The sequence below is a fragment of the Stenotrophomonas sp. GQ19 genome, assembly GCF_059758695.1.
Map to the genome: position 1 here is coordinate 379,604 of NZ_JCAXES010000002.1, position 14,461 is coordinate 394,064.

General features: G+C 68.2%; 10 protein-coding genes. 2 read left to right on the forward strand and 8 right to left on the reverse strand.

From position 1 onward, the window contains the following. Positions 1 to 400: 400 nt before the first annotated feature. The 7 genes from AC6CHL_RS05760 to AC6CHL_RS05790 form a co-directional block, all read right to left on the reverse strand. On the reverse strand, positions 401 to 1,240 hold the full coding sequence (locus tag AC6CHL_RS05760) for a TrmH family RNA methyltransferase (protein ID WP_038686591.1): 840 nt from the start codon (positions 1,238 to 1,240) through the stop codon (positions 401 to 403). Then, complete coding sequence (locus AC6CHL_RS05765; protein WP_038686589.1) at positions 1,233 to 2,750, reverse strand: alanine/glycine:cation symporter family protein; 1,518 nt, start codon at positions 2,748 to 2,750, stop codon at positions 1,233 to 1,235. The genes AC6CHL_RS05760 and AC6CHL_RS05765 overlap by 8 nt, the downstream gene beginning before the upstream one ends. 315 nt (positions 2,751 to 3,065) lie before the next feature. Beyond that, positions 3,066 to 6,191 carry an efflux RND transporter permease subunit gene (locus tag AC6CHL_RS05770; protein WP_498293748.1) on the reverse strand — a complete coding sequence of 1,042 codons (3,126 nt, stop codon included), beginning with the start codon at positions 6,189 to 6,191 and terminating at the stop codon, positions 3,066 to 3,068. Then, entirely contained in the window at positions 6,188 to 7,273 is a 1,086-nt protein-coding gene (locus tag AC6CHL_RS05775) for an efflux RND transporter periplasmic adaptor subunit (protein WP_498293750.1), read from the reverse strand. Before AC6CHL_RS05775 ends, AC6CHL_RS05770 begins: the two co-directional genes overlap by 4 nt. Before the next feature lie 499 nt (positions 7,274 to 7,772). Next, positions 7,773 to 9,833 (reverse strand): TonB-dependent copper receptor, encoded by a 2,061-nt coding sequence (locus AC6CHL_RS05780; protein ID WP_498293752.1) that lies wholly within the window; start codon positions 9,831 to 9,833, stop codon positions 7,773 to 7,775. 73 nt (positions 9,834 to 9,906) lie between these two features. Then, positions 9,907 to 10,341 (reverse strand): DUF2946 family protein, encoded by a 435-nt coding sequence (locus AC6CHL_RS05785; protein ID WP_498294007.1) that lies wholly within the window; start codon positions 10,339 to 10,341, stop codon positions 9,907 to 9,909. 247 nt (positions 10,342 to 10,588) lie between these two features. Continuing rightward, positions 10,589 to 11,572 (reverse strand): LysR family transcriptional regulator, encoded by a 984-nt coding sequence (locus AC6CHL_RS05790; protein ID WP_038686579.1) that lies wholly within the window; start codon positions 11,570 to 11,572, stop codon positions 10,589 to 10,591. Positions 11,573 to 11,776: 204 nt separating this feature from the next. On the opposite strand from AC6CHL_RS05790, the gene cysK reads away from it, so the two are divergent. Both cysK and AC6CHL_RS05800 read left to right on the forward strand, forming a co-directional pair. Beyond that, positions 11,777 to 12,736, forward strand: a complete 960-nt coding sequence (gene cysK / locus AC6CHL_RS05795) for a cysteine synthase A (RefSeq protein WP_038686578.1) — start codon at positions 11,777 to 11,779, stop codon at positions 12,734 to 12,736. Positions 12,737 to 12,983: 247 nt separating this feature from the next. Beyond that, positions 12,984 to 13,580, forward strand: coding sequence for an O-acetyl-ADP-ribose deacetylase (locus AC6CHL_RS05800; RefSeq protein WP_498293754.1), 597 nt, complete (start codon positions 12,984 to 12,986; stop codon positions 13,578 to 13,580). A 65-nt stretch (positions 13,581 to 13,645) separates the two neighbouring features. Here the strand turns inward: AC6CHL_RS05800 and AC6CHL_RS05805 are convergent, their stop codons facing one another. Further along, positions 13,646 to 14,281, reverse strand: a complete 636-nt coding sequence (locus AC6CHL_RS05805; protein ID WP_185753457.1) for a hypothetical protein — start codon at positions 14,279 to 14,281, stop codon at positions 13,646 to 13,648. Between the last annotated feature and the right edge of the window lie 180 nt (positions 14,282 to 14,461).

Genomic DNA, 14,461 nt, shown 5'->3' on the forward strand with positions numbered 1-14,461 from the left:
GTTCTTGGCTGGCAATCGCAACGGTGGTGTTCATTGCGTGGGGCAATGACGGAAGCGTAGAGAGCGGGTGTTCCCGCGCTGCGTGCAGCCACCCGTGGGGTGGCTCTACCCATCGATGACGCATAAAAAAGCCCGGTCGAAAAACGACCGGGCTACCGGGACTCGTCACACCCCACGCGGTGAGCGTCACAGACATTCTGCGATCCGGACAACGGCGCCGCGCTGGGTGGGTGTCTCTCCTCACCTACCCAACACAGCACCGCCGAGCACTGTGACGCAGCTCAAGGCCAGCGCACTATGCGAAAAATCCGAATCGGCTGTAGTCACTACGCCATCAGTGACACCGATCACACCGCGTTGGGCAAGCGCGCACGCGCGCTACCCGAAAAACATCACCTGTTCAGCGGACCTGGCGTCCGTACCAGTGCGACAACAGCACCGCTGTCGCCGATGCCACGTTGAGGCTTTCCACCGCGCCGGTACCCGGAATGGACACCTGCGCGTCGCAGTCCTGCGCCAGCTCACGGTCCATGCCCTCGCCTTCGGCGCCCATCACGTACACCAGGCGCGCCGGCACATCGCTGGCGAACAGGTTGTCGCCGCCGTCCACCAGCGTCGCGGCCAGGCCAAAGCCGGCGTCGCGCAGCTGCTGCATCGCCTGCGGCACTGCCGGCAGCCGCACCAGCGGCACCGATTCGGCGCCGCCTTCGGCTACGCGCGCGGCCGCGCCGGACAACGCCAGCGTGGACCCCGGTGGCAGCAGCAGGCCGGCCACGCCGAAATGCGCCGCCGAGCGCAGGATCGCGCCGAAATTGTGCGGGTTGCCCACGCCATCCAGCCACAGCGCCAGCGCCGGCGTGCCGGCCGGCAGCGTGCCCAGCCACTCGCCCAGCTCCAGCATCGGCGCGCGCAGCACGTCGGCCACCACCCCTTCATGGTGGGTGGTAGCGGCCAGCTTGTTGAGGTCGCCCTCTTCCACCACGCGGTAGCCCACCCGGTTGGACACGCACCACTTCAGCATCGGCTGCAGGCGCGGGATCAGCGATTCGGCCAGGTACAGCTTGCGCAGCGCCTGTGGGCGCTTGTCGAACAGGGCCTGCACGGCGTTCCAGCCATACAGGCGCAGCTCGTCATTGCCCCGCCCCGGCGGTGGCGGCGTGCCGCCCTCGCGCGGGGGCAGCGGGGTGGCCCGCGGCGGCCGCGAAGACGGGCGGCGGGCATTCTTCCAGGGATCATTCACTACGGGACAACTCCAGCTTGCGTTGACGCCAGAAATCGGCGTTCTTGATGCCCAATGCATCGGGGTCGAAGGTCGGATCCAGGCCGAGCTTCTTCTGTCGTTCGTAATCGCGCAGCGCCAGCATCGCCGGCTTCTGCACGATCAGGATGGCGATGATGTTCAACCAGGCCATCAGGCCCACGCCGATGTCGCCCAGCGCCCACGCCAGGGTGGCGTTGTGGAACGCACCGAACACCACCATGCCGATGATGCCCAGGCGCAGCACCAGCACGGTGAGCGGGCGCTTGCGGTTCTGGTTGATGTAGCTGAGGTTGGTTTCGGCCATGTAGTAATAGGCCATGATCGTGGTGAAGGCGAAGAAGAAGATCGCCACCGACACGAACGAGGCGCCCCAGCCCGGCAACACCGCTTCCACACCGGCCTGCGCGTAGCCCGCGCCTTCCGGAATACCGGCCAGGCCCTGGAAGATCGGCTCGGCACCGGCCACCGGCGAGTACACGTTGTAAGTGCCGCTGGCCAGGATCAGGAAGGCGGTGGCGGTGCATACCATCATGGTGTCGAAATAGATCGCGAAGGCCTGCACGTAGCCCTGCTTGGCCGGGTGCGAGACCTCCGACGCAGCCGCGGCGTGCGGGCCCGAGCCCTGGCCGGCTTCATTGGCATAGATGCCGCGCTTGATGCCCCACTCCACCGCCAGGCCCATCATCGCGCCGAACGCGGCGTGGGTGCCGAAGGCGCTGTCGAAGATGATGCCGAACATTTCCGGCACGCGGTCGTAGTTGATGATCATGATGACGATGGCCATCAGGATGAACGCGGCGGCCATGAACGGCACCACCACTTCGGCGAAGTTGGCGATGCGCTTGACGCCGCCGAAGATGACCACGCCCAGCAGCAGCGCCACCACGACGCCGATACCCAGCTTCAGTGCCTGGACGTCGGCCAGGCCCATGAATTGGCCATCCAGCGGGCCGCACAGGGCGCCGCCACGGCAGGCGTTGATGATGCTGTCGGCGATGGCATTGGCCTGCACGCCCGGCATCAGGAAGCCCGCGGCGATGATGGTGGCCACGGCGAAGGCCAGGGCGTACCACTTCATGCCCATCGCTTTTTCGATGTAGTACGCCGGGCCGCCGCGGTAGCGGCCTTCGGCGTCCTTGGTCTTGTAGATCTGGGCCAGGGTGCATTCCACGTACGAGGTGGAGGCGCCGACAAAGCCCATGACCCACATCCAGAAGATCGCACCGGGACCGCCGAAGGCGATGGCGGTGGCCACGCCGGCGATGTTGCCGATGCCCATGCGGCCGGCCATCGACATGGCCAGGGCCTGGAAGGAGGACACGCCGGCATCGGACTTCTCGCCCTTCACCGTAAGGCGGCACATCTCGAAGAAGCCGCGGATCTGCATGAACCGGGTGCGGACGCTGAAGAACAGGCCAGCGCCCAGGCACACGGCGATCAGCGCCTTGCTCCAGATGATGCTGTTGATGAAATGTACGGTTGCTTCCACGCGCTCTCTCCAGTCGGCGGAAAAAAAGGACGTCCCGTCGGCTGGAGGGGACCGGGTCGATTCTCCACCATCACGGCCGCCACGGGTAGCGCCGGGTGCGTGGGGGGCGGCGGCGTGGGGCGGATGAACGCGTCGCCACGCGCCGGGGCAATGACACGCCGCGCTGTAGAGCCGGGCTCTGCCCGGCTGCTTGATGCTTTTTGGCCGCGCGGAGCAGAGCAGCCGGGCAGAGCCCGGCTCTACGCGGCCTCTTATCGGCAGAGCAGCCGGGCAGAGCCCGGCTCTACACGGCAGCTACGTATTCATCTGCCCCGGTCAGGCGTGCCCGCCCACCGACGGGGTCTCCGCCTCCTGCTTCTCCAGCTCACGGGCCACCGCTTCGGGCGAACGCGTGTACGGGGCCAGCAGCGAATAGAACGCCGGCACCACGAACAGGGACAGGAAGGTGGACACGGTGACGCCGAAGATCACCACGATGCCGATGGTGCCGCGGCTGGCCGAGCCCGGGCCGCCGGCGACCACCAGCGGGATCGCGCCGACCACCGTGGCAATGGAGGTCATCAGGATCGGGCGCAGGCGCACCATCGACGACTCGACGATGGCCCGGTGCACGTCGCGGCCCTCGTCGCGCAGCTGGTTGGCGAACTCCACGATCAGGATGCCGTTCTTGGCGGCCAGCCCGACCAGCATCACGATGCCGATCTGGCTGAACAGGTTGATGCTGCCGCCACTGACATACAGGCCCAGCAGCGCGCCGAGCACGCCCAGCGGCACGGTGAGCATGATCACCAGCGGGTGGATGAAGCTCTCGAACTGGGCGGCCAGCACCAGGTACACCACCAGCAATGCCATGGCGAAGGTCAGCAGCACCGCACTACCGGCGTTCTGGTATTCGCGCGATTCCCCCTTCCAGTCCAGCTGCGCGTGCTGCGGCAGTTCCTCGCGGGCGATCTGCTGGGCCCACGCGATCGCCTCGCCCAGCGGGTAGCCCGGGGCCAGCCCGGCGGTGATGGTGATCGAGCGCAGCCGGTTGAAGCGGTTGAGGTTGCCCGCCTCGGCCACTTCGCTGAGCGTGACCAGGTTGGACAACGGCACCAGTTCGCCGCCGCTGGCGCGCACGCGGATGGCGGCCAGGTCGGCCGGGGTGGCGCGACCGTCGCGGCCAGCCTGCACCAGTACGTCGTATTCCTCGCCGTTGTCGACGAAGGTGGTGACCCGGCGCGAGCCCATCATGGTTTCCAGCGCGCTGCCGATCGCGGTGACCGACACGCCCAGGTCGGCGGCGCGCTGGCGGTCGATGTTGACCCGCATCTGCGGCCGGGTTTCCTTGTAGTCCGAATCCGGGCCGACCAGGCCCGGGTTGTCGGCCATGCGTGCCAGCATGCGATCGCGCCACTGCGCGATTTCGGCGTACTCCGGCCCGCCCAGCACGATCTGGAACGGCTGGCCCTGGCTGCGCACCAGCCCGCCACCGACCTGGGTGCGCACGCGCACGCCGCGTATGCCGTCCAGGTGCTTCTGCAGGTCGGCGGCCACGTCCGGCGTGGCAGCCTGGCGCTCGCGCCATGGCTGCAGGAACACGCTGATGCGGCCGGTATGCATTTCTTCGCTGGCACCGAAGCCGCCGGGCACGCGCGGGTTGGCGCGCACGATCGGCTTGTCGTCGCCGACAAACCCGGCCACCACCTTCTCCACTTCCTGCACCTGGCCCACGGTGTAGTCGTAGCCGGCGCCTTCCGGGCCATCGATCATGATCTGGAACGAACCGCGGTCTTCGGCCGGCGCCAGTTCGGACGGCAGCAGCTTGAGCAGCAGCGCGCTGGCCAGCAGCGACAGCAGCATCACCACCACGTAGATCCAGGTGCGCCCGACGTGTGCGTCGAGCACCCGCCCGTAGGCGGCCGAGACGCGGTCCAGATTGCGGTTGATCACCCCGTGCAGTCCCTTCGGCGGCTGGCCGCTGTGCGGCTTGAGCAGCTTGGAGGCCATCATCGGGGTCAGCGTGAGCGAGACGAATGCCGACAACGCCACGGCGGCGGCCAGCGCCACGGCCAACTCGCGGAACAGGCGACCGGTATTGCCTTCCAGGAAGCCCACCGGCAGGAACACCGCCACCAGCACGGCGGTGGTGGCGATCACCGCGAACGCCACCTGCGCGGTGCCGCGCTTGGAGGCCACCAGCGGCGGCTCGCCCAGGTCGATGCGGCGCTGCACGTTTTCCACCACCACGATGGCGTCATCAACCACCAGGCCGATACACAGCACCAGCGCCAGCAGGGTCAGCAGGTTGATGGAGAAACCAAACGCGTACAACGCGATGAACGCCGCCACCAGGCACACCGGCACGGTGACCGCGGGAATCAGCGCGGCGCGGAAACTGCCGAGGAACAGCCAGATCACCGCCAGCACCAGCAGCATGGCTTCCACCAGCGTGGCGTAGACGCGGTCCACGGCCGCTTCGATGAAGGTGGTGTTGTCGAAGGCGACGAAGATGTGGGTGCCTTCGGGCAGGGTCTGCCCGACCCGCTCGGCTTCGGCACGTGCGGTGCGGGCCACGTCCAGCGAGTTGGCGGTGGAGGTCTTGACGATGCCCAGCCCGATGCCCGGTTCGCCATTGCTGCGGTAGTACGCGCGCCGTTCGGACGAAGCCAGCTCGATCTTGGCCACGTCGCCCATGCGCACCACGTAGCCATCGGCGCCCTTGCCGAGCGGAATGGTGGCGAAGTCTTCCGGCTTCACGTAGTTGCGCTCCACGCGCAGGGTGAAGTCGCGGTCGGCCGACTCGATGCGGCCGGCCGGCAGCTCGACGTTCTCGTTACGCAGCGCGGTTTCCACGTCGCCCACGGTGAGGCCGCGCGCGGCCAGTTGGTCGCGATCCAGCCAGATGCGCATGGCATAGCGCTGGCGCCCGCCGATGCGGACCTGGGCCACGCCGTCCAGGCTGGAGAAGCGGTCGACCACGTAGCGGTCGGCGTAGTCGCTCAGCTCCAGCGTGTCCATGCTGGAGGAGGTCATGTTGAACCAGATGATCGGGTCGGCGTCGCTCTCGACCTTGGCGATTTCCGGCGGCCGCGCCTCTTCGGGCATGCGGTCGGCGACACGGCTGACCGCATCGCGCACGTCATTGGCCGCCGCTTCGATATCGCGGTTGGAGGTGAATTCGATGCTGACCTGGGCGCGGCCGTTGGAGCTGCGCGCGTTGATGGTGTCGATGCCTTCGATGCCGGCCAGGGCATCTTCGAGCACCTGGGTAATGCGGCTTTCGATGACCGCGGCCGAGGCGCCGGTGTAATCCACCGAGACCGAGACGATCGGCGGGTCGATCGCGGGCAGCTCGCGCAGGGTCAGGCGGGTGAACGACATCACGCCCAGCACGACCAGCAGCAGGCTCATCACCACGGCGAAGACCGGGCGCTGGATGGAAATGTTGGAGAGTTTCATCCGGCCGGGTCCGCGGGCTTGGCGGCGGGCACGCCGGCAGCCGCCGGCGCCGGGCGGTCATCGACCTTCAGGCCCGGGCGCAGCTTGCCGGTCCCGTCGACCACGATGCGGTCGCCGGCCTTCAGCCCGCTGCGGATTTCCACCACGCCGGCACGGCGCGCGCCACTGGTGATATCGAGGCGTTCGACGCTGTGGTCGGCCTTGACCCGGTACACGAACGAGTCGCGGCCGACCTGGACCACGGCGATTTCCGGGATCACCAGGGCCTGGCGCTCCGGACGGAACATGCGGATATCCAGCAGCATGCCCGGGCGCAGGGCGTGGTCGGCGTTGATGAAGTCGGCGCGCACGGTGACCGCGCGGGTGCCCGGGTCGACGCGGGTATCGATGGTGGCCACCACGCCTTCGAAGCTGCGGCCGGGATACGCCACGCTGGTGGCGGTGACCTTGTCGCCGTTGCCCAGGCTGGCCAGTTCGGCTTCGGGCACCTGGAAATCGACGTGCATGCGTTCGATGTCGTCCAGGGTGGCGATGCTTGTGCTGGGGGTGACCAGCGAGCCCGCGCTGACCTGACGGATGCCGAGCACGCCGGCGAACGGCGCGCGCACGCGACGGTCGCCGATGTCCGACTGCATTTCGCGCACGCGCGCCTCGGCGGCATCGCGGATGGCGCGCTGGGTGTCCAGGGTGGCGCTGGCGACCAGCTGCTGGGCGGCCAGTTCGCGCTGCCGCTTGTAGAGCTGGTCGGCCTCGGCAAACGTGGCTTGGGCCTGCAGCAAGGCCGCTTCCTGGGCCTGCCCACGCAGGGTGACCAACGGGGTGCCGGCGCTGACCTGCTGGCCGCTGTCGAAGTGGACGGTCTCGATGATCTCGCTGACCTTGGCGGTGATGGTCACCGACTCACGCGCCTTGGCGGTGCCCAGGGCCTGCAGCGTGTCGTTCCATGCGGAGGTCTGCACCACCTGGGTAGTGACCGGTACGGCGTCTGCCGCCCGGCGCGCGGTGTCGTCCTTGCTGCTGCACCCGGCCAGCAGGGCCAGGGTGAGGCCAGCGGCGATGCGCGCGGTGATGCGTCCCAACATTTGGAAAAATCCCGTTAAACCCACGACCGCCGAGTGTACGGGGCGGGGCTGGCCGGGCATATGTGCCAAGCGTTTACCGGCGCCCGGTGGCAGCCGAAATGCCTTTCGTGCTGGCCTGTGCGGGTGTGTAACGGCATGTATCGGCGCGTGTCGGATGACGTCAATCGCCGGGTGGAGCCGACCGTGGGTCGGCTGGACGCGTCCCGTAGAGCCGGGCTCTGCCCGGCTCCGGTTCCGTATCGGACGGTGGCGGATGCAGCCGGGCAGAGCCCGGCTCTACGTGGCTGCGGTTCCGTGTCGGGCGGTGGCGGATGCAGCCGGGCAGAGCCCGGCTCTACGTGGCTGCGCTTCCGTGTCGGGCGGTGATGCATGCAGCCGGGCAGCGCCCGGCTCTACGTGGCGGCGGTTCCGTGTCGGACGGTGGCGGATGCAGCCGGGCAGAGCCCGGCTCTACGTGACGGTGACACATGGCAGCCGGCAACGCCCGGCGCCACGTCCCTCAATACCGGTAGTTCACCTTCATCCACGCCGTCCGGCCCGGTTCGTTGATCCGCACCGGGTCGGCCGGGAAACCAAAATCGGCGCTGCCGGCCAGGTTCAGGTGTTCGCTGTAGGCGCGGTCGAACACGTTGTCGATGCCGGCACTGAGCAGCAGGGCGTCGTTGATGCGGTAGCTGGCATTGAGCGCCAGGGTGGCAAAGCCGGCACTCGGGCCCAGGTCACGGGCCACCACGTTGCCTTGGCCATCGGCGACGCGATGCTGGTGCGCTACCGCACGGGCCAGCGCGCCCACGCTCCAGCGGCCGGCTTCCCAGGTGGCGCTCACGCGTGCTTCCAGCGGCGGCATCTGCGGCAACGGGCTGCCATCGCTGCGGTTTTCGCCCCAGGCGTAGGCCAGGCTTCCACCCAGTTTCCAGTGCGTACCGAGCATGATGTCGGCGCCGGCCTCGGCACCGGCGATGCGGGCATCCACGTTGTTGGCCTGGGTCATGCTGCCCATCATGCCGCCGTCGAAGTAGGTGAACAGGATGTAATCCTGCAGCCGGCCGGCATACGCCGAGACCCACGCGTTGAGGCGCGCGCTGCGGTACTGCAGGCCCAGGTCCAGCTGGGTGGTCTGCTCCGGCTGGATGCCGGTAAACGCGTTCGCCGCGCCCATCGGCCCCATGTCCGGCGAGAACAGTTCCCAGTAGTCGGGCATGCGTCCGCTGTGGCCGATGCCGGCGTACCAGGTCAGCGACGGCGCCAGATCGCGTTCGATGCGCAGGAAGCCGCTGCCGAGGTGCTCCCGGCGCTGCTGGCCGGCGGTGGGGTTGGGCATGGCCATCATGCCGCTGGTGCGGCGTTCGTCGGTGACCTCGGCGCGGTCGATGCGCAGGCCCCCCACCCAGCGCTGGGCGGTGCCTTCGCCCAGGGTGATCTCACTGAAGGCGCCCAGGTTCTCGAACCGCGCGTCGGTGCGCCAGGGCTGCTGCTGATAGGTATTGCGGCCCATGCCGCTGCGGCTGCGATGACGGCTGTCCTGTGCATCCACGCCGGCCACGATCGCCACGTCCTGCCAGCGCCATTCCGAGGCGATGCGGCCGCCCGTGGTACGCCGGTCGACATTGGCGGCCATCGGCATCGGCATGCTGCTGTCCGGATTGGGCGTGCGCAGCGTGTAGTTGTCCATCACGTGGTCGGCGTCGTTGTAATACACGTTGGCCAGCAGCTTGTCCCAGGCACCGGGCAGGTTGACCCTTTCAAAGCGCGCGGCATAGCTGGTGCGCTTGAACGCGGCGCCGTCCATGCCACGCCCGGCGTAGCGCGCGATGGCATCACCGGTGCCGGCCGACAGCTCCAGCACGGTGTCGGCATCGGGTGTCCAGCCCACCGCCACGTCGCTGTTCCACTTGCGCCATTTCGACGGCACCACGTCGCCATTGCCGTCCTTGTAATCCTCCGCTTCGGAGCGATTGCCGTTGACCCGCACATAGCCCTGCGACGCACCGGCGGTCAGGTCGAGCACCTGGTCGTTGCGGTTGCGCGAGCCCACCAGTGCACTGGCGTTGATATCCATGCCCGGTGCGTCGAAACGGGGGGTGTCGCGCTCGAAACGCACCGTGCCGGCCGATGCCCCGGCGCCCCAGCGCACGCTCTGCGGCCCCTTGATGATGGTCAGCCGGTCGAAGGTTTCCGGCGCGATGTAGGACAGCGGGTTGTCCATGCGCGAGGGGCAGGCGCCGATCAGGTTGCCCTCGTTGCTGACGATGTTCAGGCGTGACCCGAACATGCCACGCAGCACCGGGTCGCCGTTGGTGCCGCCGTTGCGGATCGCCGAAAAGCCCGGCACGGTCTTGAGGTAGTCGGCGCCATCGCTGGCGGGTACCGGTTGGCGCGGCAGGCGCGGGTCGGTGACCCAGTGCAGCGGCGAGGACGGGGCGGTGGCGGTCACCACCAGCGTGTCCAGGGTCTGCGCGGGCTCACGCTCGGCGGCGTGCAGCGGCAGCATGGCCAGGGCGAGCGACAGGGAAACAGACAGGCGCGTCATTGCGCCCGCACTGCGGGAAGCGAGATTCATGTGGAACTCCAGAAAACGCACAGGCGCGCGCCGCCATCACGGCGTCACGCAGCAGGAAAGGACATCGGCGGTTTCAGGCGTTCAGCGGCGGGCCGCGTGCGGCATGCGCAGGCCAGCGCAGGCTGCGCGGCGTGGCGACGGCGCGCAGCACCGTCGGGGCGACCACCGGCAGCGCCGGTAGCAGCAGGATCAACACCGCCAGCCACGGCATCAGCCGCGAGGCCATCATGCAGTACTCGCACGCCTCGCCATGGCCGGCGTGTTCGTCCAGCGGTGGCGCAGGTGCACTCGGCGACGGGGCGGCGGCGTGCGTGGCCATGCCGTGCATCGGCATGTCCTGCATCGGCATTGCGTGGTGCTGGTGCGAGGCCGGCATGCCGTGCCCGGCGTGCGGATCAGCGGGAACGTCGGCAACCGGCATGGGATGGGCCATGCCCGAGGGCATCAGCATCAGCGGCGCATCGGCATGCGCCTGTTGCCAGCGGCTGACCAGCGGCGCCAGCGCCATCAGCAGCGTGGCCACGAAGGCGAGCTGCAGCAGAACGGCGTACGGGCGACGGCGGACATTCACCCGGTCATGGTAGCGCCCGACCGTGGGTCGGGCGGCCCGACGCCCTGCGACCAACCGTCGCAGCGGCCTCTGCAAAGCCCCGGCCGATCCCCTACCCCCCTCTGGAGAAAAGCCCCCTTCTGTTGAAGGGAGCGCGTCAAAGTCGCGGGGTAGAGGATGCCTGCGCGGCCATCACCGTCGCTTCTCAGACGGTGATGGTCTGCGTCAGCGATTCCCAGGTGGGCGGCAGCGGCCAGTTGGCCTCCTGGTTGCCGTCGATGACGCGGCGCAGGTCGCGGGTGTCGATCTGCGGGGCCAGCACGTGCACCAGTTCCAGCGCGTAGTCGCGCAGCACGCGGTCGCGCGGCAGTACCGCCCACGCGATGCACTCGTCGATCGGGGCCGGGGCCGGCCACGCGCGCAGGTCTTCGTCGCTGGCGTTGACCGCCATTTCCGCCAGCAGGCCAACGCCCAGGCCGGTGCGCACGTAGGTCTTGATCAGATCCGCATCCAGCGCGGTCAGCGCGATGTCGGGGGTCAACCCGGCACTGGCGAAGGCACGCTGCAGCGAGGAGCTGCCGCGGGTGGAGGATTCATAGCTGATCAACGGCTGGGTGGACAGCGCCTGCAGGTCCGGTGCGGCACCGGGGCGGTCCAGCACATGCCCGCGCGGCACCAGCACCAGCCGCCGCCAGCGATACAGCGGAATGGCGATACCGGCGCTGGGTTCGGCGCCGGCCGTGGAAATGATCGCAATGTCCGCATCGCCCTGGCTGAGCAGATCCAGCGCATCGCTTTCGGCGGCCTGCTGCAGGTGCACGCTGACCTGCGGGTAGGCCTGCTTGATCTTCGCCACGGCCGGCGGCAGCACGAAGCGCGCCTGGGTGTGGGTGGTGGTGAGGACCAGCTGGCCCTGGCTTTCGCGGCGCTGGTTGGCCGCGTAGGTGCGGATGTTGTTGGCTTCGCCCAGCACGGCACGCGCGCGGCCGATCACTTCCACGCCGGCCGGCGTGACCGCTTCCAGGCTGCGCCCTTTGCGCACGAACAACAGGAAGCCCAGCTCGTCTTCCAGCTGCTTGAGCTGCTTGGACAAGCCAGGCTGGGTGGCATGCACGCGTGACGCGGCGAGCGTGATGTTGAGCTCGGCGTCGGCGATGGCCACCAGATAACGGAGTTGGGTCAGCGTCATGGGCGTGTGGCACGGCAGGCGAAGGGAGGGCAATCCGACTGTAGGGCAATTGCCGTCACCAGCTTATAACCAAATGTTGTTTAAGAAGGGTATCAGGTCATTTCCCGGGGGCATATGCCGGGGCTACGGTCTGCCGGAGCATCCCCGCCCTGCCCTCCCCCTGCCGCGCCGGGCGCGGTGAACGGACTTCCCTGGAGCATTCCCATGGCCCTGTACAACTCGATCCTGGACACCATCGGCAACACCCCGGTGGTCCGCCTGAACCGCATCGCCCCCGACCACGTCACCGTCTACGCCAAGGTCGAGTCGTTCAATCCCGGCGGCTCGGTGAAGGACCGGCTCGCGCTGGCGATCATCCTGGACGCCGAAGCGCGCGGCGTGCTCAAGCCCGGCGACACCATCGTCGAAGCCACATCCGGCAACACCGGCGTGGCGCTGGCGATGGTTGCGGCCGCGCGCGGCTACAAGTTCGTGGCCACCATGGTGGAGACCTTCTCCATCGAGCGCCGCAAGCTGATGCGCGCCTACGGGGCCAAGGTGATCCTGACCCCGGCGGCCGAGCGCGGCTCGGGCATGGTCCGCCGCGCCAAGGAACTGGCCGACGAGCACGGCTGGTTCCTGGCCAGCCAGTTCGCCAATCCGGCCAACCCGGCCTACCACCGCAACACCACCGCACCGGAAATCCTGCGCGATTTCGCCGGCAAGCGCCTGGACTACTTCGTGACCGGCTGGGGCACCGGCGGCACCCTGACCGGCGTGGGCGAGGTGCTCAAGGTGGCCCGCCCGGACACCCGCATCGTCGCGACCGAGCCGTCCGGTGCGGCGCTGCTCAAGGGCGAGGAATGGAAGCCGCACAAGATCCAGGGCTGGACCCCGGACTTCGTTCCGGAGGTGCTCAACCGGGGCGTCTACGATGAACTGCTGAGCATCGACGATGCCCGCGCGATCGAGACCTCGCGCCGGCTGGCCGCCGAGGAAGGCATCTTCGTGGGCATCTCCGCCGGGGCCACGGTGGCCAGCGCGCTGGACATCGCCGCCCGGGCCGACAAGGGCAGCGTCATCCTGGCGATGCTGCCCGACACCGGCGAGCGCTACTTCTCGACCCCGCTGTTTGCCGACATCAACGAGGGCTCCGACGACGACTGGCTGGCCGGTCTGCCCTGAGCCCCGCGTTGGTCTGAAGGAGCCCGAGACGCCCACCGCCCGGTGGGCGTCTTCGTATTCAGCTATCGAAGTTGCCTTCATCTACGGTGAAGGCAATGGACCGCATCGTGTGAACTGCAAGGCGGCGCACATCGGGTCGCGCCGCCTGAGACGATGATGACGCAGCCTAGATCCCCCGCCCGGTAACGTGCGAGGCAGCAGTCACCCGTTGCAATGGACCCGGTATCAGTATCAAGGAGCGGCACGCATGAAGATCGAAGTGTGGCAGGGCGACATCACGACCCTGGCGGTGGATGCGATCGTCAATGCGGCCAACGAATCCCTGCTTGGCGGTGGCGGTGTGGACGGCGCGATCCATCGCGCGGCCGGCCCGGCGCTGCTGGCCGAATGCCAGGCCCTGCCCGAGATCCGCCCGGGCATGCGCTGCCCTACCGGCGAGGTGCGTGCCACGGCGGCCTACAACCTGCCGGCCCGCCACGTGATCCATACGGTGGGCCCGGTGTGGCAGGACGGCCAGCGCGATGAACCGGCCCTGCTGGCCAACTGCTACTGGAAGTCGCTGCAGCTGGCCGAAAAGCTGGACCTGCACTCGATCGCGTTCCCGGCCATCAGTTGCGGCGTGTTCGGCTATCCGCTGCACCAGGCGGCACAGGTGGCGGTGACCGAAACCCTGGCGTGGCAGCGCAGCCATGCGCAGCCCAAGCGGATCGTGCTGGTTGCGTTCAACACGGCCACCGCGAAGGCCTACCTGCAGGCACTGGCGACGGCAGGCCAGAGCGCTGACGAACCGCGCCCACTGGTGATGCCACCACTCGGCGATGCAGGCTTGGCGGCCTCGCATTGAGCGAAAACGGCTGATGCACGAAAAACGCCGGCACTGCGCCGGCGTTTTTTTTCATGCGTTGCCGATCACGGACAGACCTGGGTGACCTGTGCGGTGCAGCTCAGCCCACCGCCCGCGGCGGGATACTGACCACCACAGGAAATCGAGACCGTGCCCGGTCCCGACGATGCAATGGTCTGGCCGGCCGTCATCGACGCGTTGGCGCCCGGCGCCTGGATGCCGCAGGTGGTGCCGTTGGTGCCGCCGGTGGCCGAGACGCACTGGATGGTGGCGTTGGCTTTCACGGCCGCCAGGCCGCGATACGAGTTGCCACCGCTGGCCGCGCCGGAAATCGTCTGCGATGCCGTGCACACCGTATCGTCGATCTGTGCCGTGCAGCTCAGCCCCCCAGTGGCGGGATACGTCCCGTTGCAGTTGAGGACGACGTTGCCGGCGCCGGTGGTGCCAATGGACTTCCCTACTTCAACAACGCCGTTCCAACCCGGGGCCTGCACACTGCAGCGCGGGATGGTGCCAGCACTGCCCCCGGAGGCCTGCGTGCAGGTGATCCGTGAGGCCGACGTGGCAATGGCATTGCCGGATGTGGAGCCGCCGTTGCGGGTACTTGCGGTAATGGTCTGGGTGGCTGCGAACGCGGCGCCTGCCAGCAGACCGCCCGCAACGAGCGCTACCAGCACACCGGGAAACAGTTGACGCTTCATCATCACTCCTACTCCTGTTGGAAAGAACATTCCCTTGGATGACACATGGAGAAGCCGGAACGCCGAACCGCAACCGGGCGCAGGACGCGCCCTTCCGTACACCACCCCCGGCCATCGTGGACCGTGCGTACAGATGCAAAAGCAATAGCTTGTATGCATCTCAATGCAGCCTACTGCGCA